Origin of the sequence: Aquimarina gracilis, from assembly GCF_035285365.1 — a bacterium.
In the GTDB taxonomy this organism is placed as follows: domain Bacteria; phylum Bacteroidota; class Bacteroidia; order Flavobacteriales; family Flavobacteriaceae; genus Aquimarina; species Aquimarina gracilis.
Map to the genome: position 1 here is coordinate 238,797 of NZ_JAYKLX010000003.1, position 23,578 is coordinate 262,374.

25 protein-coding genes are annotated in these 23,578 nt (G+C 35.6%); 17 read left to right on the forward strand and 8 right to left on the reverse strand.

What is annotated here, in order from left to right:
- Positions 1 to 6: 6 nt before the first annotated feature.
- Positions 7 to 354, reverse strand: a complete 348-nt coding sequence (locus tag U6A24_RS07080) for a hypothetical protein (protein ID WP_324179246.1) — start codon at positions 352 to 354, stop codon at positions 7 to 9.
- 447 nt (positions 355 to 801) lie between these two features.
- Between U6A24_RS07080 and U6A24_RS07085 the strand changes: the two genes are divergently transcribed.
- Positions 802 to 1,755: a carbon-nitrogen hydrolase family protein gene (locus U6A24_RS07085; protein ID WP_324179247.1), complete on the forward strand. Its 954-nt coding sequence runs from the start codon at positions 802 to 804 to the stop codon at positions 1,753 to 1,755.
- A 52-nt stretch (positions 1,756 to 1,807) separates the two neighbouring features.
- Positions 1,808 to 2,647, forward strand: a complete 840-nt coding sequence (locus U6A24_RS07090) for a pseudouridine synthase (RefSeq protein ID WP_324179248.1) — start codon at positions 1,808 to 1,810, stop codon at positions 2,645 to 2,647.
- Here the strand turns inward: U6A24_RS07090 and U6A24_RS07095 are convergent.
- From U6A24_RS07095 to U6A24_RS07120, 6 genes are all read right to left on the reverse strand, one after another.
- Positions 2,628 to 3,926: a mannosyltransferase gene (locus U6A24_RS07095; RefSeq protein ID WP_324179249.1), complete on the reverse strand. Its 1,299-nt coding sequence runs from the start codon at positions 3,924 to 3,926 to the stop codon at positions 2,628 to 2,630. The genes U6A24_RS07090 and U6A24_RS07095 overlap by 20 nt on opposite strands.
- A gap of 107 nt (positions 3,927 to 4,033) precedes the next feature.
- On the reverse strand, positions 4,034 to 5,506 hold the full coding sequence (locus U6A24_RS07100; protein ID WP_324179250.1) for a cellulose synthase family protein: 1,473 nt from the start codon (positions 5,504 to 5,506) through the stop codon (positions 4,034 to 4,036).
- Positions 5,506 to 6,198 (reverse strand): glycosyltransferase family 2 protein, encoded by a 693-nt coding sequence (locus tag U6A24_RS07105; protein WP_324179251.1) that lies wholly within the window; start codon positions 6,196 to 6,198, stop codon positions 5,506 to 5,508. The genes U6A24_RS07100 and U6A24_RS07105 overlap by 1 nt, the downstream gene beginning before the upstream one ends.
- Positions 6,199 to 6,753, reverse strand: a complete 555-nt coding sequence (locus U6A24_RS07110; protein WP_324179252.1) for a toxin-antitoxin system YwqK family antitoxin — start codon at positions 6,751 to 6,753, stop codon at positions 6,199 to 6,201.
- 132 nt (positions 6,754 to 6,885) lie between these two features.
- Complete coding sequence (locus tag U6A24_RS07115; protein ID WP_324179253.1) at positions 6,886 to 8,475, reverse strand: 4Fe-4S binding protein; 1,590 nt, start codon at positions 8,473 to 8,475, stop codon at positions 6,886 to 6,888.
- A gap of 58 nt (positions 8,476 to 8,533) precedes the next feature.
- Complete coding sequence (locus tag U6A24_RS07120) at positions 8,534 to 9,835, reverse strand: NAD(P)/FAD-dependent oxidoreductase (RefSeq protein ID WP_324179254.1); 1,302 nt, start codon at positions 9,833 to 9,835, stop codon at positions 8,534 to 8,536.
- Between the two features lie 296 nt (positions 9,836 to 10,131).
- Between U6A24_RS07120 and U6A24_RS07125 the strand changes: the two genes are divergently transcribed.
- The 5 genes from U6A24_RS07125 (at position 10,132) to U6A24_RS07145 (ending at position 15,540) form a co-directional block, all read left to right on the forward strand.
- Positions 10,132 to 10,842, forward strand: coding sequence for a DUF547 domain-containing protein (locus U6A24_RS07125; RefSeq protein WP_324179255.1), 711 nt, complete (start codon positions 10,132 to 10,134; stop codon positions 10,840 to 10,842).
- A gap of 111 nt (positions 10,843 to 10,953) precedes the next feature.
- Entirely contained in the window at positions 10,954 to 11,829 is an 876-nt protein-coding gene (locus tag U6A24_RS07130; RefSeq protein ID WP_324179256.1) for a hypothetical protein, read from the forward strand.
- A 31-nt stretch (positions 11,830 to 11,860) separates the two neighbouring features.
- A complete protein-coding gene (locus tag U6A24_RS07135) occupies positions 11,861 to 12,859 on the forward strand; it encodes a glycoside hydrolase family 113 (RefSeq protein ID WP_324179257.1) in 999 nt (332 codons plus the stop codon).
- Entirely contained in the window at positions 12,859 to 14,115 is a 1,257-nt protein-coding gene (locus tag U6A24_RS07140; RefSeq protein WP_324179258.1) for a POTRA domain-containing protein, read from the forward strand. Before U6A24_RS07135 ends, U6A24_RS07140 begins: the two co-directional genes overlap by 1 nt.
- A gap of 960 nt (positions 14,116 to 15,075) precedes the next feature.
- On the forward strand, positions 15,076 to 15,540 hold the full coding sequence (locus U6A24_RS07145) for a hypothetical protein (protein WP_324179259.1): 465 nt from the start codon (positions 15,076 to 15,078) through the stop codon (positions 15,538 to 15,540).
- Positions 15,541 to 15,749: 209 nt separating this feature from the next.
- On the opposite strand, the gene rpsU is transcribed toward U6A24_RS07145, so the two are convergent.
- Positions 15,750 to 15,950, reverse strand: coding sequence for a 30S ribosomal protein S21 (rpsU, locus tag U6A24_RS07150; protein WP_324179260.1), 201 nt, complete (start codon positions 15,948 to 15,950; stop codon positions 15,750 to 15,752).
- A 342-nt stretch (positions 15,951 to 16,292) separates the two neighbouring features.
- Between rpsU and U6A24_RS07155 the strand changes: the two genes are divergently transcribed.
- The 10 genes from U6A24_RS07155 (at position 16,293) to U6A24_RS07200 (ending at position 23,560) form a co-directional block, all read left to right on the forward strand.
- Positions 16,293 to 16,628: a hypothetical protein gene (locus U6A24_RS07155; protein ID WP_324179261.1), complete on the forward strand. Its 336-nt coding sequence runs from the start codon at positions 16,293 to 16,295 to the stop codon at positions 16,626 to 16,628.
- Positions 16,629 to 16,745: 117 nt separating this feature from the next.
- Entirely contained in the window at positions 16,746 to 17,297 is a 552-nt protein-coding gene (locus U6A24_RS07160) for a DinB family protein (RefSeq protein ID WP_324179262.1), read from the forward strand.
- Positions 17,298 to 17,332: 35 nt separating this feature from the next.
- The gene (locus U6A24_RS07165) at positions 17,333 to 18,412 is read left to right on the forward strand and encodes a glycoside hydrolase family 53 protein (RefSeq protein ID WP_324179263.1); all 1,080 of its coding nucleotides are present in this window, start codon (positions 17,333 to 17,335) and stop codon (positions 18,410 to 18,412) included.
- Positions 18,413 to 18,448: 36 nt separating this feature from the next.
- Positions 18,449 to 18,952 (forward strand): GNAT family N-acetyltransferase, encoded by a 504-nt coding sequence (locus tag U6A24_RS07170; protein WP_324179264.1) that lies wholly within the window; start codon positions 18,449 to 18,451, stop codon positions 18,950 to 18,952.
- Positions 18,953 to 18,998: 46 nt separating this feature from the next.
- Positions 18,999 to 19,487 carry a RidA family protein gene (locus U6A24_RS07175; RefSeq protein ID WP_324179265.1) on the forward strand — a complete coding sequence of 163 codons (489 nt, stop codon included), beginning with the start codon at positions 18,999 to 19,001 and terminating at the stop codon, positions 19,485 to 19,487.
- Positions 19,488 to 19,563: 76 nt separating this feature from the next.
- The gene (locus U6A24_RS07180; protein WP_324179266.1) at positions 19,564 to 20,403 is read left to right on the forward strand and encodes a GNAT family N-acetyltransferase; all 840 of its coding nucleotides are present in this window, start codon (positions 19,564 to 19,566) and stop codon (positions 20,401 to 20,403) included.
- A 94-nt stretch (positions 20,404 to 20,497) separates the two neighbouring features.
- Complete coding sequence (locus U6A24_RS07185) at positions 20,498 to 21,238, forward strand: hypothetical protein (protein ID WP_324179267.1); 741 nt, start codon at positions 20,498 to 20,500, stop codon at positions 21,236 to 21,238.
- A gap of 9 nt (positions 21,239 to 21,247) precedes the next feature.
- Positions 21,248 to 21,943, forward strand: a complete 696-nt coding sequence (locus tag U6A24_RS07190) for a hypothetical protein (RefSeq protein WP_324179268.1) — start codon at positions 21,248 to 21,250, stop codon at positions 21,941 to 21,943.
- Between the two features lie 157 nt (positions 21,944 to 22,100).
- Entirely contained in the window at positions 22,101 to 22,451 is a 351-nt protein-coding gene (locus tag U6A24_RS07195; RefSeq protein WP_324179269.1) for a hypothetical protein, read from the forward strand.
- Positions 22,452 to 22,585: 134 nt separating this feature from the next.
- Positions 22,586 to 23,560 (forward strand): alpha/beta hydrolase family protein, encoded by a 975-nt coding sequence (locus U6A24_RS07200; RefSeq protein ID WP_324179270.1) that lies wholly within the window; start codon positions 22,586 to 22,588, stop codon positions 23,558 to 23,560.
- The last annotated feature ends 18 nt before the right edge of the window (positions 23,561 to 23,578 follow it).

A 23,578-nucleotide genomic window follows, 5' to 3' on the forward strand; every position in this document is an offset into this window, starting at 1 on the left:
ACTCAATTAAATGTTTTCTGGTTTTTTGATGATTAATGTAAGATTATATACTCGATTTACATTAATTATCTTTTGTTCTAACACCTTTTTGTTATTAAGTCGAGATTTTACGTAATCAATTACATTATTTTTGTTAGAATCTACAGTTAATACTTCAATTTCTCCATTTTTGTTAAGTTTGAATTGAATATCTGCAGAAAGGTTACTCTTCTCAACTGTTATTTCTGGGCTCTTTAATAAAATGGCAACTTCGTTTCTTATTTGCTGCTCGGATTCAATAAGGTTATTGTCTGAAGCGAAAATCTGACCAAAACCTAATACTAATGTTACTAATAAAACAATTGACTTTTTCATTTTTTTGTGTTTTAAAGATTTGAGTTTAAAATTTTTATTTGCTTTAATTTTACGAGTCAAATGTAGTATCGTATCTGCTGTTATTTTGATTTTTTGGTTTATTAGATTGTGTTGCTATGATTACGTTTGGGTTAAACCATATAGGTTTTAACGTAAATTAAACTTTGAGTAATACATAGTTTTTATATGTTTACCTTTTAGGAATAGATGTAGAAATGATTTTATGTTGATAAATCCTCAAGGTTTGATTTAGAATATTGTTGAAATTGAGATTTTCGAGGGTCATAAATGTTATCTTAATGTTACCAAGTAATGTTTTTTTAAAAACTATTTTTTATTTAATGCTTTGAAAATCAATTTTGTATAGGTTAATTTTTTGTTAATCAAAAGTTGAAGATTTCCTAATTTTCATTCTTAAACAAGAAACTCATTATTAATATTTCTTTTATGAAAGATCAATTACTTACAGTTGCTCTTGCACAAATCTCGCCTGTTTGGTTGGATAAAAAAGGTACTCTGAACAAGATTAAAAACGCAATTGCCGAAGCTGCAGATCAAAAAGCAGAACTTATTGTTTTTGGGGAAGCCTTGCTACCAGGTTATCCTTTTTGGATTTCATTAACCGATGGGGCACAATTCGATAGTAAAATTCAAAAAGAATTACATGCACATTATGCCCAAAACGCAATTAGTATCGAAAAAGGAGACTTGGATACCGTATGCGAGCTTGCCGCCAAACATAAAATGGCCATTTATTTAGGTATCATAGAGAGACCGCAAGATCGAGGAGGGCATAGCTTATATGCGTCATTGGTTTATATTAATGAAGTTGGAGAAATTAAATCGGTGCATAGAAAATTGCAACCTACCTATGAGGAGCGACTTACCTGGTCACCAGGCGATGGAAATGGACTGTTGGTACATCCTTTAAAAGCATTTACTGTAGGTGGGTTAAACTGTTGGGAAAACTGGATGCCATTGCCAAGAGCGGCATTATACGGGCAAGGAGAAAATTTGCATATAGCGGTCTGGCCAGGAAGTGACTATAATACCAAAGACATTACACGCTTTATAGCTAGAGAGTCACGTTCTTATGTGATTTCTGTCTCGAGCTTAATGAGAACCGAAGATTTTCCTTCTAGTACACCGCATCTCGATGAAATATTAAAAAAAGCACCTGATGTATTGGGTAATGGAGGTTCGTGCATCGCCGGACCCGATGGAGAATGGGTTTTAGAACCAGTACTGAATAAAGAAGGACTTTTGATCGAGACATTAGATTTTAATCACGTATTGCAGGAACGTCAAAATTTTGACCCTGTAGGTCATTATTCAAGACCCGATGTGACCCAGTTACATATAAATCGTAAGCGACAAACTACCGTAAGGTTTGATGAATAATAATTGTTAAACGTATGTAGTAATAAGCTATCTTTGCACAAAATTTTTAGATATGAGTCGCGGAGGTAATTCTCAAAGAGGAAAAAGCAGTGGAAGACAAGGAAGTAAACCTAGACCTAAGTCATCGGGTCATGGAGGAAGACCACAGAAGAAAAGAGGAAGTGGGCCGAGAAAAATTTCGGATTCTGATGAGATTCGACTCAATAAATTTGTAGCAAATTCTGGTATATGTTCCCGTCGTGAGGCAGATTTATATATTCAAACAGGAAGTGTTTGGGTAAATGGAAAGCCTGTTACCGAAATGGGGTATAAAGTAAAGTTGACCGATGAAGTAAAATTTGATGGAAGACTTATAACACCTGAAAAGAAAGAGTATGTACTCCTTAATAAACCCAAGGGGTTTGTAACCACAACCAGCCCAGAGAAAAATAGAACAGTAATGCAGTTGGTTGCCAATGCTTCAAAGACAAAATTAAAACCAGTAGGAAGATTAGAACGTAATACTACAGGGTTATTGCTTTTTACCAATGATGTAGATCTAGAAAAAAAGCTTACTAATTATGATAGTGGGGTACGAAAAATCTACCATGTCGAGTTGGATCGCAACCTTAAATTTGAAGATCTCGAGAAGATTACCAACGGAGTAAAACTTGAAGAAGGTTTTATTCAAGCAGATGAGGTTTCTTATATCGAAGGAGCTTCAAAGAATGAAGTAGGAATACAGTTACAATCTTCAAAAAATAATATCATCCACAAACTTTTTGAGCATCTTAACTATGATGTAATTAAATTAGATCGTGTAATTTTTGCTGGATTAACCAAAAAAGATCTACCTCGTGGTCATTGGCGCAAACTTACCGAGCAGGAGGTAATCAACTTGAAGATGATGTAGAAATCACTTCTTCTGGGGTAGTGGTCTTGGTGTTTTTATAGATTTCCCAACCTAACACTATAAAAACGATAATATATTCAAGGCCTACCATCCACAAGTTTTCCTTAAAACCCGGATGCAGGTATGCAGTGTAACTTAATATTACAGCAAAAGACCAAACAATAGGGAACTTGTATCGGGTAAATACAGAGAGCACCAACGGTACGGCAATGTACCAGGGGTGAACCGTGGTTGACAAAAAATAATAAGTGCAAATACCCAAAACCATTGTACTTATTAACTGTGGCATGGTTTTATTTTTTCTGAAAAAAGTTAATACCAATAAAACGCTTATGGTAACCAAAGGCATAATCTTGCCTGCAGTTTCAATGACATTCCATCCCACAATTTGATACCCTATCCATCGTACTATAAAATATATGCTCGCATTAAATTCAAAATTTTGAAACCAAAGCGTGATGGTTCTTTTGAAATTATGAAAAAACTCTCCGGATAAAAAAGGAGCGAAAGTCAGGAAGACCGTAAACAATACAATGCCATAGAAGCCTATTAATTTTGGCAAGCCCACCGTTAGGCTATGCTTGTCATAAGCTTCATTAGTATTCAAAGTAAACTTTTTAAAGAATAATGGTAAAAATAATAAAGGAATTAACTTAACCGACACCGAAAACCCTAAAGCAACTGCTGCCCAGTACCAATATCCTTTGTGCAGCAGATATAGTGCCCATACAATAAAAAATACCATTACCGCTTCAAAATGAAGGTTTCCGGTAAGTTCTATAATGATAAATGGGTTAAGAATGTACCAAAAGATCTGTTTTTCTGGAAGGTGAAGAGCCTTTAATAACTTCTTTCCGAAGAAAAAGACACCAATATCTGCCAATATAATAAGTGTTCTAAACACCATTGCCGATCCCAAAATACTTTTGCTTGCAAACAGAGCGGCAATAAAATAACATAGTTGACTTATTGGGGGATAATTGGTATAATGACTTCCATTTAACTCTCCCATGCCATTATACAACTCTTGGGCCTGCGCAATAGGAGCATTACCTTGGGCTACCCAAACCTCGGGTAAGGATAGGTAGGGATTAAATCCTTCTAGTAACATTCGTCCATCCCAAATAAATCGATAAAAGTCCTGTGATAAATTGGGAATGGCAAACAAAAAAGTAATACGAAACAGAAGGCCAGCAATGGCCAACATTTTCCAGTTGTTTGGATTTAATTGAATTAGTTTATAGGATATAAGAAACAACGCACCCCAAAGAGTGATCATTTTTGTAAAATCTGTTCGTTCTAATTGGTATGCAAAACTCAAATAAAAAAGAACTCCAATAAAAATGAATAGAATGGAAAATTTATGATATTTCCATTGTTCCAGCATTATAGTTTAGAAGTAACAGATTTAAAGAATACAAAACCGAATCCTAAGAAAAGCATGATATGAAACAAGAATAGTCCAAAATCCTGAAGTTTGAAAGCACTATACAAAGCAAAACCGAAATAAGCCATTAATAGAGCTTCAATAATAGTGTTTCCAGAGATGTTCTTATTAATATACTTATTTCCTTTCCAGGAATCTTTGAGAGATTTTACATTAAATTTTGGCGTACGCACAAATTCACTTTTCTTCCCAAAGTGCCCTTCTAGAACGGCCATAGAATTATGAACAGAGAACCCCATGGCAATAGAAAAAAATGTAAAGAACATTTTTATGTATTCCATAAAGTTCCAGAATCCCTTGCCATGTATTTTTTTGAAAGTATGCCAGTAGCAAAAGAAAAATATTACGGTACTTAATGCAAAAAAGGCAATCACATTAAAATACCAGCTAAACATGGGGTTGCTGTTTTTAATATACATTACCGGTACACTTAAAACAGCTACCAATAGTACCAATAAAAACATACTGCTGTTTAACAGGTGAAAGAAGCTATGAAATTTAGTCTTAAAAGGAACCGATTTGTCTTTAAGTAGTTTCCAGTATAATTTCTGGAAATTTTCTGCAGCACCTTTGTTCCATCTAAATTGTTGCGAACGAGCAGCACTTATCACTACTGGTAATTCTGCTGGTGTTTCAACTTCTTCAAGGTATTTAAATTTCCATTTTTTGAGCTGTGCTCTATAACTTAAATCAAGATCTTCAGTAAGCGTATCTCCTTGCCAGTTTCCTGCATCTTCAATACAGGTCTTTCTCCACACTCCAGCAGTACCGTTAAAATTGATAAAATGGTCCTTATAATTACGCCCTACCTGTTCCATAGTAAAATGGAAATCCAAAGCAAATGCCTGAATTTTGGTAAGCATTGAATAATCTCTGTTTATATGGCCCCACCGGGTTTGTACAACACCGATATTCTCATCTTTAAAATAGGGGATGGTTTGTAGTAACCATTTTTTTCCTGGAAGGAAATCTGCATCAAAAATAGCAACATATTCTCCTTTGGCAATTTTCAAACCTTCTTTAAGAGCACCTGCTTTAAAACCAGAGCGATCTTCTCTACGAATATGTTTAATATCCAATCCAGTTTTCTGAAGTTTTTCTATATGTGCACTAGTGGTAACCACAGACTCATCGGTAGAATCGTCTAGAACTTGTATTTCGAGTTTGTCTTTCGGGTATTCAAGTTCTGCAATGTTATCCAATAGGCGATCCATTACATACAACTCATTAAACACCGGTAATTGCACGGTGACATGGGGAATCTCTTCTTGTTTTGAGAAATCAAAAGTTGGCGAATTTTCTGGTTCTTTTCGGGCTTTTAGATAATTAACAAGCAGATTCAGTTGGGCCAGACTATACATAAATATAATCAGTAGGGCCAATGTGTAGGTTATGATGATAGCAATATCCATTATGAAAAGCTATATTTAAAAATCCAACTTAAAATCTTAACGCCTGCAAATATAGCACCTTTTATGGTTCCTGAAACTTTTGAGACCCCAATTCTCTTTTTGTAATGTACAGGGACTTCGGTATAACTATAACGTTTCTTTAACACTTTTAGCTGCATTTCTACCGTCCAACCGTAGGTTTTATCGACCATTTCAAGGGATAAGAGCTTGTTATATTTAATCGCTCTAAAGGGACCGAGATCTGTAAATTTAGCATTAAAAAAAAGTTTCATTAAACTGGTAGCCAACCAATTTCCGAATATTTGCGGAAACGTCATCGATCCAGATTCTCTTAGTCTTTTTACTCTAGCCCCTATTACCATATCAATATCCTGATCCAAAATTGGAGCCACAATTTTGGTAAGCTCTGCAGGGTAGTCGCTGTAGTCCCCATCAAGAAAAACGATAATATCGGGCTTGGAATCACAAGAAGCTATATAATCCATGCCCTTTAAACATGCATAACCATATCCTTTTCTAGTTTCTTGTAGTACGGTTGCACCTGCATTTTTTGCTACACTTTCTGTATTATCTGTGGAATTGTTACTCACCACAATAACTTCAGATACAGTAGCCGGGATTTCCTTAATCACATGTGCAATAGAATCTTCTTCGTTAAAAGCAGGTATGATAACTTTTATTATTGGAGGCATTTATAGAGAAGCATTAGGATTATCTCTTTTAAAACTAAAGACATCGGTCCATTCACCAGTTTTCATATCATTAATATATCTTTCGGCTTTAAAAAGCTTATTGTTTCTATACAATAGGCAATATCCTTCTTTTTTATTGTTTTTATATTGATACTTACGTGTTATTTTGGCCGCAATATCGTAAATAATCCACCAATTTTCGGCTTTATCATTTATAAAATGGCCTTCTTTAAGTAATTTACCTTCTTTTGAGTAGAAGTACCAATAGCCATTTTTTTTGTTGTTTTTGAAATGTCCTTCTTTAGATACCTTTCCGTTTGTACTATAAAAGGACCAAAATCCTTCCTTTTTATTGTTTATAAAATGCCCTCCACGAGAAACATTACCATTTTGATCATAAAAGTGCCAAAAATCAACTTTAGCTTCTCCCAGTTTCCATCCTTCAGCCCTAACCATTCCGGTGGGATAATATTCATAATGATATTCCTTTTTTAAGATTGGAGAATACCCGAAAAGAAAAAGTGCTAGTAAAACTATAGATAACCTTTGAATCATGGTGACTGATTTATGTAGGCTTTTAGACGAAGCAGATTTAGAATACTAACAAACTTTTTTTGAAATTATACGAATAAAAAACGCCAAACTCTATACAAAGAGTTTGGCGTTTATGAGTTTATAAATAAATGACTATTTATTATTTACATAATCCATTAGGTTTACGTCGTTACCCAATAATATTTCATTTGGATTAATTCTTCCATCCAACTTATCATTTTCTAATTTTAATACTCCTCTTGGACATACAGCAGAGCAAATTCCGCAACCTACGCAACTGGATCGTACTATATTTTCTCCCTTTTGTGCATAAGAGCGAACATCGATTCCCATTTCACAGTAGGTAGAACAGTTTCCACATGATATGCATTGTCCTCCATTGGTAGTGATTCTGAATTTTGAAAACAATCGTTGTTGGAATCCCAAAATAGCGGCCATTGGACAACCAAATCTACACCAGGCACGATTCCCAAGTATGGGATAGAAACCGGTACCAATAACTCCAGAAAAGATAGAGCCAATATATAAGCCATAAGCAGACCTCATTGTTCCTGCTTTGATAAGGAAAACTTCATTCGTTGTTCCTGAAAAGTGCATAGCGATAAGTGCAACAATGACTACAAAATACCCAATAGCACCATACCGGGCATCTTTCCCTAATTCTTTTCTTTTAAAGAGTAAAACTCCTGCAAAAACCAGCGTTAGAAAAACTGCAACGCTAATTAAAAATACATTTTTTGTTAACCAATATTTATTTGGGTCATATCCTAAATAAGTATAGACTACAGCGGTGGTCATCACTACAGAGAATACCAAAACAGTATGGATCAACCATCGTTCTAATTTCCAAGCGCTTACCTTTTTGCTGGATAATTGTCTAAAGGCATCACCTGCAGTTTCGGCTAAGCCACCACATCCACACACCCAAGAACAATACCATCTTTTTCCATATTTATAAGTAAGAAATGGAGAAATTACGAATATGGATAAAATCCCCAGAGCTAGCAGCCCAAGACCAATCGTTTCGGTTTTAATAAATGCATCTATTCTATATTGATCAAAGTTGTAATAGTTAAGGGGCCACATGTTTTTAAGATCATAGTATGGCACGTCTGAATTCATCACATACATAAACTCAGGTATCAGAAAAGCAAAACCTAATTGAAAAAACATAACAGATACCGTTCGTAATTGTTGATATCGATTATGGCGATATTTCAGAATAAATTTATATCCAAAGGCGAGTATAGCAATGGTATATAATGTTCCGTATACGAACCATTGACTGGCAGGTCGACCGCTTAATAGGTTACTTAGAGGATCAAACAATGCGATTAATCCTGTGTTGGCTTCTCCATTCGTGCCCATACCCAATACTTCTGGATAAAAGTATAAAACGATATAAAAAGCGGTTAATCCTACTCCTGTTAACCAACCAAGTATACCACGAGATGACATCGATTTGAACCAAACTCCGTCATTTTTTATACCTTCTAGTTTGGTGAGATAAGCATCATTTGCAAATAAAACAGTACCCAGGGTTATTAAACCTAGAGAAACAGCCAAAAACACGCCTTGATTAGGGAAATTGTTATTAAAAAGTGACAATACCAGGATAAAAAGACCAATAAGGCCTACCGCTAATGCAATTTTTTGCTTTGTAGAGATTCCTTTTGCATCCGGACTGGCAAGGGACATACTATGATTTAATTTATTACTCATTGTTTTTTATATTTTAATAGACCCCAAAGGCCTTCAAGACCTTTGGGGTCTTTTTACTTTATACAGTTTCTAATTGCGATTTTTTATAAGCCGAAAGAATCTCAGGCTCACATTTTTTATAAAATTCTGGGTCAAAATTGGCTTCAGGTAGATGTTGCATAACATAGTCAACATCTCTTTTTTCGTTCAGCCAACGGTCAAAAACCTCATGACGCATTCTTATACCAAATGTATTAATGCCTAAAAATTCTTTGGTGTCTTTATGGTAGGAAACCGTGATACATTTGGTGTCATCTTCGTGAATCCAATGAAATTGTTCTTCGTATTCCTTGGGTTGTCCAAATACCCAACCATAAGTTTGATATTCGATATCCATGAATTTGGCACTGTTAAACCAATGCCCGGGCTTGTATTCAATTCTGTTTCCACAAATGGTTTGCGCCACAGTCTCACCCATCATACGGCCCGTATACCAAACAGCTTCAATAGGTCTGCGCAATCCAATGGCTTCATGTTGTTCGGCACAATCCCCAATGGCATATATATTTGGAATATTGGTTTCGAGAAATCGATTTACTTTCACACCGCGACCTAACTCGATTCCAGAATCTTTCAGGAAATCTACATTTGGAGACACGCCAGGGGTAAGTCCTACTACCTCGCAATCGATTACCTCTCCAGTTTCTTGTACAACCACGGCACGAGCTTGACCATTTTCATCGGCAAGGATTTCTTTTAGGTTCATGCCTAGTCGAAGATCGATATGATGATTTAAGATATGTCTATTGATCATTCCACTTTCTCCGGCCGGCAATACTCCATTCCAAAAGCTATCTTCTCTAACTAAAAAAGTTACTGGAATACCTCTGGAATGTAACATTTCGGCCAATTCAATTCCTATTAAACCACCACCTACTACAACAGCACGTTTGCAAGTTTTGTTATCTGGGGCATATTTCTCAAGATTATCAAGGTCCTGCTTGTGATACATTCCCATCACACCATCGAGATCCTGACCGGGCCATCCAAACTTATTGGGTTTTGAACCCACGGCAATGATTAGTTTATCATAATTCATGGTTTCTCCATTCGAAAAAACCAACTCGTTTGCTTCGTGATTTACCTTGGAAACAAATCCTTGTTTAAGTTCTATGTTGTTTTTTTCCCAGAACCAGTTTTCATAGGGTTGGGTATGTTCAAATTTCATGTGTCCCATGTACACATACATAAGCGCAGTTCGGGAAAAGAAATATTCAGTTTCGGTAGAAATTATAGTAATGCGTTTGTCAGACATTTTGCGAATATGCCTTGCCGCAGTTACTCCTGAAATTCCATTTCCAATTATTACAATGTGTTCCATATAAGATGAGTGTTGGTTGTCAATTTTTATAAAAGAGCGATCGCTTGGGTAAGTAAGTCGATCATAAATATAAGAACTTAAGTCATTGGTTTAATTTAGAATGAATCTAAAAACAAATAGTTTTGTAAGGAAGCAAATAACTTTACGAACGTGTTTACCCATAAAAACCTCTAGGAAATAAAAAGTGAATTTGTTTGTAAGTTGCTTATTTACCGTTCGACTGAATGCTCGTTACCGAGGTAAATTTTAACATATTAAATTCAGTTTACAGTATTTACTGATCAAAAAATAAAACCATGAAGAAGATAACAATCATTTTAATACTACTCCTTACGCAGTTAGGATTTTCGCAAAGCACTGCCGATTTCTTTACCAAGTCCGATGCTTTTTTTAAGTCTTATGTGGTTAACGGAAAAGTAAAATACAATGCGATTAAAAAGGACCCGGTAGCTTTGAATGAACTATTAGATATGGCAGCTACTATTACTGTATCCAAGAGTGAACCAAAAACGTATCAGGCATTTTATATCAATGCCTATAACCTCGCAGTTATTAAAGGTATCGTAACCAAGTATCCTGTAAAATCACCTCTTAATATCAAAGGATTTTTTGATAAAACCACGTATAATTTAGGAGGAAAAGTGACAACTCTTAATGACTTAGAAAACAAAATCTTACGCAAGAACTTCCCGAACGAAGCTCGCTTTCATTTTGCGCTGGTATGTGCTGGATTGGGGTGTCCTCCAATCATTCCAGAAGCTTATAAACCTTCAGTTTTAGGGAAGCAATTACAACGACAAACCGTAAAGGCTCTTAATAATCCAAGTTTTATCAGAGTAAAAGGAAAGAAAGTACAATTGTCTCAAATCTTTGAGTGGTACAAAGAAGATTTTACAAGAAACGGATCAGAAATTGACTATGTCAATACGTTCAGAAAAGAAAAAATTCCTTCTGGTGCCAAGGTGTCCTATTATCCGTATGACTGGAGCCTAAATCGAGTTAAATAATACATTAACATTAACATTAATTAAATCTCACAATAATATATTCACTTATTAAAGTATTCATGAAACATAGAACACTTTAGCAAGATGCATACGTTCAAAAAAATCAAAAAAATGAAAACTCCAAAAATTTTATTAACCGCATTAAGTCTTTTTATACTTACTATTGGGTTTGCACAAGACGAACAAGAAAACCAGGGATCGGTAATTCAAACCTTAACGCCATCAAAGTTAATTGGCAAGGGTCAATATGATCTCAAATGGTTTAACAATCTGTATACTCAAACCGAGAGTACGTTTAGTGAAGGAGACGAACCCAGACAAACTTTTTTCACATCTACACTCGAGGCATATACAGGGGTGGGAAATAATAAACGCTGGAATGTTGGGGTAATTCTAGAGTTTAGATCTAATGTCGTTGCAGATCGTGATGCACTCGAAGTGTTTCAATTTGATGGAGAAAGTGGCACTGCCAGGTCTGGGTTTACTTCTTTTGCACCCTCGGTAAAGTTTGTACCGCTTAAAAACGTAAACAACTTCTCGATCCAGAGTTCATTCTTTATTCCGTTGGTAGATAATGAGACCGAAGACGGGGTATTCCTGGATCAAGACGGATTTATATGGCAAAACAGATTCTTTTATGACCACACCTTTACAGGAAACAAATTTCAAATCTTTGGAGAACTTAATTCTGAATTGAATTTTGGCGACGAAGAAGATAGTTTTGCAAACAACAGTCTGCGATTAACGCCTGGTGTATTCTTTAGTTATTTCCCAAGTTCGAAGTTTACGGTATTGGTACTCGCTCAACATTCAGAGTTAATTGATCTTGGAAACGATTTTGATCAAAGTTTTACCGCCCTTGGTGGTGGTGCCAAATATCAGTTAACCGATGAGCTTAATATAGAAGCCCTGTATACCAACTTTGTAGACGGAAGTAATACCGGGTTGGGAGAGACATTTAATATAGGTTTAAGAGCTGTATTCTAATAAAATCGTATTTTCAGCAGTAAAAAAACACATGAAGAAGGTTTTTTTACTGCTGCTTATTGCTATTTTTTCGAGCTGTTCTGGCCAGCAACCCAAGATAAATGGGGTAAGTTTTGTAGGTTCTCCCAAGGAAATTTCTCCCGATGCGATTGATCCCGTAGTACAGGTAAATGCCAATTGGGCGGCCGTAATGCCCTTTGGGTTTTTAAGAAACCTGGAGACGCCAACTGTAGTTTTTAATATCGAAAGACAATGGTGGGGAGAACGAAGGGACGGTGCCAAAAGAACTATCGAATTACTTAACGAAAAAGGAATCAAGGTAATGCTCAAACCACAAATATGGGTATGGCGAGGGGAGTTTACCGGAAACATAAAAATGAATTCTGAAGAACAATGGAAGCAATTAGAAAAATCATACAGAGAGTTCATCATGCTCTACGCACAATTGGCCAAAGAGATGAAGGTACCTATTCTATGCATAGGTACAGAGTTGCATACGTTCGCGCAAACAAGACCAACATATTGGAGCGAACTCATCAAAGAAATCAGAACAATATATAAAGGAAAACTCACGTATGCCGAAAACTGGGATCAGATTGCCAAGGTCCCTTTTTGGAAACAATTGGATTATATTGGGGTCGATGCCTATTTTCCGGTTTCAGAAAGTAAAACCCCAACGGTTGAAGAATTAAGAGCGGGTTGGCAGAAACATAAAACCAATATTGTGAAACTTAAAGATACCGTTGATAAACCTGTGTTGTTTACCGAGTATGGGTACCGCAGCGTTCACTATACCGGTAAAGAACCTTGGGACTCAACAGTAGTAGAAGGCAATTTTAACTTTGAAGCTCAAAATAATGCACTTACGGCACTGTATCAAGAGTTTTGGGACGAACCCTGGTTTGCAGGGGGATTCATTTGGAAATGGTTTCACAACCATAATGAGGTAGGTGGAAAAGTAAATAATCAGTTTACCATACAAAACAAACCTTCAGAAAAAATAATAAAAGAGTTCTACTCGATACACTGATGCAAACTACCTTCACTCTTATCATCCTACTCTTTACCAGCATAGCTTTTGCACAAAACCCTGTGATCACAGATATCGTAGTACAGGGGAATAACAAAACCAAAACCTCGGCCCTACTAAAGCTTACCAGTATCAAGAAAGGCGAAGTGCTCGACTCTTTATTGATCGAGAAGGACGTAGAACGATTAAAAAGATTACCGGCAGTCGCCCATGCCTATTACCAGGTACACGAAAAAGAAGGTGGATACCAGGTGGTGTATGGCGTTGAGGAAAACTTTACCATCATCCCATCGGCCAATGTGTATACCACCAACGACGACGAATTTGCGTTTCGCTTGGGTTTGTATGAGTTTAATCTATTTGGAAGAAACATTACCGTTGGCGGAATCTATCAAAACGATATTTATTCGTCATATCTGGCCAATATAAGGGCGCCTTTTTTGTTTGGAAAAAAAGCTGGATTAGCCCTTAATTATAGTAACATCACTACCGAAGAACCCGTGTTCCTGGAAGACGGAACCGCAGACTATCGATACAACAATACCTCTTACGAAATCTTGGGGTTGTACCAGTTTAACCTGCAAAATAGAATCGAACTGGGGATCAATTACTTTAACGAGGATTATGAATATAAAGATGGTGTTACCTCGCCAGATGTGCCCCAGGATTTTGATGTAAATAAGCTACTGTACAAATTCATATATGAATACAACAACCTTAATTATGATTACCAATATGTCTCTGGTTTTCGCAGTATCCTGAATACCCAATATGTAATAAGTACCGAAAATGTGTTGCCCGACTTTTTTATCTGGTGGAACGACTTTTTGTATTATCACCGTATTGGTAAAAAAGGGAACTGGGCCTCGCGACTGCGCTTTGGGCTGGCCAGTAACGACGAATCTCCGTTTGCACCCTTTGCAGTAGACAATAACCTAAACATTCGTGGGGTGGGTAATGTAATCGACCGGGGTACCGGGGTGATTGTATTAAATACCGAATATCGCCATACGATCTATGAAAAAGATTGGTTTGTATTGCAAAGCAATGTCTTTGTAGATGGGGGTAGCTGGCGCAATCCCGGTGGTGATTTTGGGGACTTTGGCGATACACAAAACTTTAGACTGTATCCTGGAGTAGGGCTACGTTTTATGCACAAAAAGATCTTTAATGCCATTTTTAGAATCGACTACGGCTATGGCGTTACCGAAGATGCTACCAACGGTTTTGTATTTGGGATCGGGCAGTATTTTTAGTTGATAGTTTTTGGTTAATGGTTGATGGTTTTCGGTCTATTGTCAATAGACTGTTTACCGATAAACTCATCTGCTACAGAATCCCTGTAGACAAAGCATGTTATAATTGTTTAGTTTAGTATATGGATATGCGCTACCAGTGTAGATAATTTATAAACACTCAAAAAAATGAAATCATTTTTAATTATAACTATAGTATTAGGTTTTCTAAAATTTCTTTTAGCATTAAGAAGGAGAGAAATTGAAGTTTGGGATATTGTAGCTTTAGTATATGCCATCGTATTATTAATAGTAGGGTTAATGTATGGATTTCCCGAACAAATCTAAAACCACCACTACCACAGATGTGTAATCCATACCCCCATACCTATCCCCGCTGTGCAAAGTCTCCTGACTTCGGGGAACAAGAAAGCAAACCACTTAAAAAACAAACAGAAAATAGATTTAGAATAAACAAAAAGAAAACATGATAATTGCTCAAAATCGGAAGAATTTCCCGAGCGTATACCTATCACTGGATAATTTTTAAGGAAAAATAGGCTTGAAATTCCGACAGCTCATTATCTGATCAGAATGTGTCGCCGGAAATTCCGGCACAACTTTCCGAGCGGGGAATATGTTGCCGGAAAACCCGGCACGTTTTTCCGGGGCAGGAAAATGTTCCCGGGTTTTCCGGGGCGTTTTTCCCAGGTGTAGAATCATTCTAAATAACCCCTCGCTCTCACCAGTCTCTCGACTAGTGGCTACAAAGCTTGGTACATTACTCAAACTTAAAATATACCCTATACAGGGGATGTTTCTGCAATGATTTATGAGATATTTTTATAGTTGAAATAGATCATGGCGTAAGCAAATCACTTAATAAAAATTAATAAGAATTATTCCAGGACGGCCTCTTATTACAGGGGTAATTATTTTGCTTATACACAAGACCATCTATAATAACTAAAATGAATAGCAATGAGTAATAATGATTCAACTTGGACTTCCCCAAAAACTTTAATAGCATTTATCGCTTTGATTGTATCAGTATTTGGGAATTTTTATCAATATAGTTCTTCTGAAAACAAATTGGTATTAGAAAAAGAAAAGTGGAGACACGAAAAAGAGAAATTAAAGCTTGAGAATAAAAAACTCCAGAATGACTTAGAATCTTATACTGTAATAAGGCAAAATCAATCTAAACTCAAAGAAGAATTGACACAGGTAATCGGAGATATACAAGTATGGGAAAGTGCTTTATTCAAAGACAATATTGAACTAACTATCATGAAAAATAAAACTTCTACTATCGACAATGATATTATGAAAAAAGCCCATTTAAAGAATATTGAATTAGTGGAATGGAAAATCGAAAGAAAGGAAAAAGAGTTAGAAAATTCTCGGAATCGGAAATCAGAAATAGAAAGAATCATAAACAAATGACGACTACCAAAACTGTATAATAACGTTTACACCACTACCGGTAGCCTATATGTTAGAAGTAACAAAAATGATATGTAAAACATAATTAGAATAGTTACTACAAAGACTTTCAGCCTGGAATATACTTAATACGTTAACGTCAACCACACACATCAATTCACAATCGAAACTTTTATGTGCAAAAGCACTACTACTCAAAAAGCACAGCTTTATATCTCGTCACTGTGTTCTCTAAGGTATTTTGCTTTATGTTGTGCTTTTTTAAGTTGTTCACGCATTCTAACAGACTTTTTTACATACTCTTTGCGTGATCTTATTTCTTGAACAAGCTTTACATTTTTGCACTTTCTCTTGTATCTTTTAAGAGCTCTATCAATATTTTCTCCTTCTTTAATCTGAATTCTTAACATAGATCTAAATTTTAATTGTTATAACCTAAAAGTTTGTAATGATCTCGAATTCTTCAACTTTGGTAAAGTGTCAATTAAAACAAGCTATATTATCCTCTTAAAGATTTTGTAGTCATAAGATTTATCGACTACAATTATTATGCATAGATAGGGTATTATTATGATTTATATACTACTATTCACATTTATTTTTGATTTAAAAAGACACTACCGTCATGAATTTGCAATCTGTGTTTGCTTAACCAATTATAAAGTTTTACAAAATAGAGTACCCATATCCTCGCAACAGCTTATATAAAGCGTTTTTCTTTTTATATTCACCAAAATTAACTTAAACCAGTAATGAACGTAAACAACAAAAAGTTTAGAGCGATTGCCAATAAAGAGGGGTTATCGTCCCAAGAAACCGTTTTTCATTATTTTCAGAATAAAAATGTGATTACGGGTACCTATAAGGGCGGACAGGTACTAGAAGGATTCGTTGTGGGTAGACAAACTGAAAATAATAAGATAGAACTTCTGTTTCAATGTGTAACTACAGATCACGAGTTATTGTCGGGAGAATCTACAGGAACGATCATTATCAATAAAGATTCAAAACTGGAACTTATGTTTGATTGGAGCTGGCTTAATGGAGATCGTTCTGGTGGTAAATCGCACTATATAGAAATTGAATAAAATACGATACTTTATGCTACATAAGTAATTGATTATGTTGTAATTTTATAATACAAATGAAAGCATAGCAGTTTGCACGATTATTAGTTGTATGTAAGAAAGCATAAATCTGTAACTATGAAGAGTTGGAGTGAGCAAATAGAGAAGAATACGCAAGGTTTTATAGAGACCTTTGGTGAGTTAAGTGTCGAACAACTGAATTGGAAACCCAACCCACAAACCTGGAGTATTGCACAAAATATTGACCATTTAATGGTAATCAATGAAACCTATTTTCCTGTGATCGAGTCAATACGAAAAGGAACTTATAAACCTCCTTTTATGGCAAAATTAAGGTTTATGGTTTCGTTCTTTGGAACCATGATTTTGAAATCAGTCCAGCCGGATAGAAAAAAGAAAATAAAAACCTTTCCTATTTGGGAGCCTGTAAAAAGTGAAATTGCAAAGGGGATTCTCGATCGATTTAAAGCACATCAATCAGAGCTGAAAGAAATGATTGAAAACTCAAAAGATCTGGCCGAAAAAGGAACAATAATCTCATCTCCTGCAAACAAGAATATCGTATATAAATTAGAAAAGGCATTTGAAATTATTGTTACACACGAGCAAAGACACTTTGAACAAGCAAAGGAAATACATCAATTAATAAAAAAAGAAACCGATAGCTAACATTGTACGCAGTGTTCCTTACCGGTGATTTGAAAATGACTAGAACCATTCACATATTTATAACCTTTTTGACTCTTGTCTCTTGTAATAAAGATGATACGAATACGCCTGTTTCAGAGGAAGGCAATAATGATTTTATTTCGGCGGTTGATATTTCTAGTTATCCAGAAATATCCAATGCTAATCCGATATTCTATGATTTGGATGGAAATCAAAGTGACTTCTTGGTTATACTAAAACAAAACAGAATAAATACGGTTAGATTAAGGCTTTGGGTGAACCCAAGTGATGAACATTCTGGTTTTAATGAAGTAAAGCAATTCTCTCAAACCCTAAAAACAAACGGATTTAAAACGTGGTTAACGCTCCATTATTCAGATTCCTGGGCAGACCCTGCTAGCCAAGAACCCCCAATGCAATGGCAAGGAATAAGTTATCTTTCTTTGAAAGACAGCGTTTATCATTATACCAAGAAGGTGATAGACGAAATCAACCCAAATTACATTCAAATTGGTAATGAAATAAATACGGGCTTTCTTCATCCATATGGGCATATCACCAACAACTTTCAGCAATTTAGTGAACTAATGCAATCGGGAATTGCGGCGGTTCGAGAAAGTTCTGGTAACACAAAAGTCATTATACATTTTGCAGGTATCGAAAATGCCGATTGGTTTTTTGACCAAGCAGGTATGTTGGATTATGATATTATGGGTTTGTCCTATTATCCAATTTGGCACAGCAAATCCTTACATGATCTTGAAACGACAATGGAGGATTTAAGTGAAAAACATAACAAAAAAATACTAATTGCCGAAACCGCTTATCCATTTACCCTCCAATGGAATGATGCGACAAATAACATTGTTGGACTGGATGAACATTTGATTTTACCTCAATTTCCGGCAACGACCAATGGTCAGAGAGAATTTATAAAACAACTGAAAATAGTAACTCAAAGAGTAAAAAACGGAATAGGCTTTTGTTATTGGGGCGCCGAATTAATTGCCTGGAAAGGAAATCAATCTGAAGATGCTTCTCCTTGGGAAAATCAGGCATTATTTGACTTTGATAATAAGGCCTTACCGGTGTTGAGAGAATTTAACTTTGAATAAAACTACCAGTAAAGTAGCTTCAGACAATGTATAATAATGGATATTGTATTTAAACAAATAGAGAATAAAGATAAGAACATCGTTTTGGACCTATTCAAAAAAGCCGCCGAAAAAATCGATAAGATGAATATTGACCATTGGCAGTATTGGAAAAATCCACCTTTAAAGAAAGTAAAATGGATCGAAGAGGGGATTCAAAACAATGAATTCTTTTTTATCGAGACTCCACACAGTGAAAGTTTGGGCATGGTGAGAATACTGAATGAGGATGTGTTGTATTGGGGTAAACAAAATGAAAGGGCAAAATATATCCATTCATTGGTAGTCAAAGTAGAATATAACGGAAAAGGAGTTGGAGCTCAAGTAATTCGGGAAATAGAAAACAATGCAAAAAAAGACGATTATAAATATTTACGACTTGATGCCGACTCAAAGAATCCAAAGCTTTGTCATTATTATGAAAAACTAGGGTTTAAAAAAGTTGGAACAAAAGAGTTACCGTTATCGGTAAACAATCTTTATGAGAAAGAATTGACGTAACGGGATAAACCTGAAATAAAAGACAGTAACTTTAATATACCTATATATGAAAAATATAGTATTAGTTTTTAATCTCTTTCTATTGCTGTTTACAAGCAATAGTTGCAAAAATGAAATTGAACCCAAGCAGAAGGAAGAAAAAGAACCCGAAAAGATTTCGATAGTCAAAGAAAAATGGCATTGGGATAATCCCGAGAAACAGAGCGAAAGTGCAGGGTATGCTCAGGTGGTAAAAGTGGGGAATACCATTTATATATCGGGTGTGCCAACAGACGATTTAAGTCCGGAAGGAATTACAAGACTTTATAACACCTTAAAAGAATGCTTGGCTTCATTTGGCGCAACCTCAAAAGATGTGGTAAAAGAAACCCTGTACACCACCGATATCGAGGCAATGAAAAAGTATAATGATGCCAGAAAAGCTTTTTATCAGGGGGATTATCCGGCAGCCAGTTGGGTACAAATAAGCAGATTGTATGAGCCTAATGCCAAGCTTGAGGTTGATTTAATTGCAGAAATTACCGATAGTAAATAATAGATCGAATTAATAAAAGAAGTAGATCTGACAAAGGTGATATATGGTTTGGGGTCATTTAAATACGATAGAATAAATGAGAATTCATATAGAAACAGAGCGTTTGCTTATAAGGGATCTGGAAGAATATGATGCCCAGGGCATGTTTGACCTTGACTCAGACCCCGAGGTTCATGAATTTTTAGGAAAAAAACCAATAAAAACAATCGAAGAAGTGAGGCAAGCGATCGGTTTTATAAGAAAACAATATGTCGAAAATGGCATTGGGCGCTGGGCCATTATCGATAAAAAAACTGAAGACTTTATTGGTTGGACCGGATTAAAATATGAACAAGAGTTACGAAAAGAGTTCGGTTATTATGATTTGGGTTATCGCCTTAGAAAAAAATATTGGGGAAAAGGAATTGCTACAGAGACTGCAATCGAATCTCTTAGATATGGATTTGAGAAACTCGATTTAAAAGAAATTAGTGCTGCTGCCGATGTTGACCATATCGCCTCAAACAAAATCCTAAAGAAAGTTGGTCTTAAGTTTATTGAAACATTCGAATATGAAGGAATAACTCATAATTGGTATACGATCACAAAGTTTGAGTGGTTACAATTAAGACTAAAAGATATTCCCAAGTGGACCGTATTCGCTAGAAAATCTCAAAGTGCATTTGTTCGAATAGAAGCTATTCTGTATCTGGCTATAGAAAGATATCGTATCGATGCCAAAACTATGGGTGAACGAATGTACGAGGATAGTAAGAAAGATGAATCGTTTGTATCTCAGCTTATACAAGAAATAGAGAATGAATTAGATAGTCCCACAAAAGAGTTCTGCTTCTATGAATATGACGATAACTATTTGCGTGAGTTTTTGAGAGAAATCCTTCTTTCGTATTACAACTGTAAAATCTCAAAAGGATAGTTTTTACAATGTTGGTTACAAATACGTTAGTGCTCGATGTAATCACAGGAATCTATATAATTTCACTATCTTAGATCTGATTAAAATCTCCACCATGACCGTACCAGAAATCTATAACAAATGGAAAGAACAATGGAGAAACGGAGAGTTTCGCCAACCTGGTTATGTGTTGAATAGATATCCAGAAATTGCCTATCATATTCGAGAGTCAAAAAGGGTTTGGAGTGAGCAGGATATCCAAATCTTTACTGATTACCTCGGGGATAAAGAAAAGAAACGATTTGTGGCCAACCTGTTTGCGATTCAGGAACAAATACCAGAAGAGTTGTTTGAACCTTTTATCGATGCTTCTATCTATGATACCGACCCTAGTTCTAACCAAGACTATCTTAACCCTTGTATACGTGTGTTTGGTTTTGCCAGAGTGATAGAAATGCTCGATTTTCGATTTCTACATGGGGATGATGAAACTAAGAAACGTGTAAAATGGGCCTATTATTGGGTCCGGTCGCCATTAGTCACCATTGTACCCAACGATGGACCCGAAAGAGTAACAGCATTTAAAGAAAAATGGAACGGGTTTTATTATGAGACCTATAATATGAAAACACGTAGTAATTATGAAGTAAGCGAAGCTGAGTTGGCAGAGTATAAACGTGCTGTAAAACAAACCTTGATAAGAAGAAAAAGAATGTGGATGGAAGAATTTTTAAGAAACACCGATGAAGAGGCTCGTAAAAATATTAAAGCATCATTGCCAACCGAGTTGAGTGCTTTCTCTGAAGAAAATCAAGAATTAGCAAAAAAGTACTTAAAAGAATCGGGACAGGTGTAATATTAGGAAATGAGTATATTACGTATTGGACATCATAAATTGACATTAGAGAAGCCAGAAAAAATAGAGGTTTCAAATCCTTTTAGATATCTATCTACACATTTAAATCATTTTAGAGAAGAAGATAGAAAATGGGTAGCACCTTATCTTCAAAAAATTGAATGGTGCAAAGCAATTGATCGTCTAGAGTATGCTACCGATGAATCTCAATATCAAAAATTAAAAAGCCAATACATAAAAGAATCCGATGTGCTCTATGAAACCAATCCAGAAAGATTGAAAGAAAGGATCACAGCCTACGAACATCAAAATGGATTAAGCAATACAAAAAGATATACGAGAATCAATATTCCGGGGTATTGGAACGCAATTACTTATTATGATCTGGAGTATAAAGAAGGGTTTTATGCTAGTGATGCAGGTTATTATCACGTTGCCTATCGTATAAACCTATTAAGTACAGCTTTCTTAAAGGATGTCATTCAGAACGACGATATCTTTTACTTTATGGGGTATAATTACTTTGAGAAGGCCTATAATGCCATAAATTTTGGTAAAGAGTCAGATGTGATAGAAGAGGTCGAAAAGATAAGAAATCAATTTAAGGAGCAATTCATCAATAGTTATGAAAAAGGAATAAGTTTTTTAGATATAACCTATGATAAAAAAAATATAATACGGGATATAAGAACCAGGACTATTTAATACGTTATGCAATATAATTTGCGGCTCCGAATTTATAAATATCAACATATCTTTTTATAGATTCTAATTCGGGCAACACTTCTGGGCTTCAATTTTTTTATATTTACTTCATCAATCACTTATTAGGTCTTATTAACTTCAAAAAACAAATCAATCTATGAGAAAATTTTTGGCTATAATTTCGATACTGGCACTTACTATTTCATGTGGTAGTGACGGTTTAGCGGGGCAAGAATATACTTGCGAACATTCAGATGGAAAACCTGGCGCTACCTTGCGATTTAAAAATGGAGGTAAAGTATTTTTAGATCTCATTCCTAAGGATATCGTAGAACGAAATCCAAATTTGGCTAGTAAAAATAATGTCGCAGGAGAGTATGAAGTCGTTGGTGACGAGATTGTGGTTAAGTATTTTAATGGATTTCAAACGCATACCTTAAGCAGGATAGGAGATAAACTAACTTCGAATTCTGATATCTTCAAGTTGTGTACATGTAAGACAAAGTAGTACTCAAAAAAAATACTCTTTTCTTTATTATGTTAATGGCGCGATAACAAGCGCATTTGTCACAGGGTTTATATTCTCTCGTCTTTGTATCGGATTAAATGGTTTAATCTATTTTCACACATCGATACTTCAAAATGAGATATATCTGTTTACTACTTTTTATCCTATTGTTTTCAAGTTGTAGCGCGCAAGAGAACAATGCATTGCTTGAAAAAACACTAGTTTCTGACCTGTCAAGTACTCCTATTTATTCATTTCTTACCAAGGAGGTTGACGGCCAAAGGGTCTGGAAAGAAGCGTATAAATATATGGGCGATATTGAGATTTATAGTATCGTTTATAAAAGCGATGGATTGAAGATTAAGGGTTTTATGGTTAAACCCAAAAAAGAAGGTAAATTTCCTGGTATTATTTATAATCGCGGAGGGAATAGAGAGTTTGGTTCTTTGATAATTGCAGATGCAGCAATTGGACTGGGGCGCATTGCAAAAGAAGGTTATGTGGTTGTTGCCAGTCAATATCGCGGTAATGGCGGTAGTGAAGGTAAAGAAGAGTTTGGAGGTGCCGATGTTAATGATGTAGTTAATTTAACGAGTGTGTTAGAAGAAATAGAAGCTACCGATACCGATAAAATAGGAATGTATGGCTGGAGCCGCGGCGGTATGATGACGTATAGCGCTCTTACAAAAACCGATAAAATTAAAGCGGCCGTAGTTGGTGGTGCAGTTTCTAATAGTTTTTTGACTATAAAAAATAGACCTCAAATGGAAACAAAGGTTTTGGCCGAGTTGATCCCAAATTATGAAGCGAATAAAGAAGAAGAGCTAACAAAAAGATCTGCCATAAAATGGGTAGATAAGTTTCCCAAAGATGTGCCCATATTAATGCTACATGGTAACGCCGATTGGCGCGTAAAACCCGAACAAAGTTTATCATTGGCTATGGAGTTTGAAAAGTATAGAATACCTTACCGATTAATCATGTTTGAAGGAGGTGATCATGGTATCAGAGAACACAGGAAAGAAGTAAACGAGCAAGTAATACGTTGGTTTGATAAATACCTAAAAAAGGGAGAACCGCTACCCAATATGGAATATCATGGAAAATAAGAAACCTGATCGTTACAC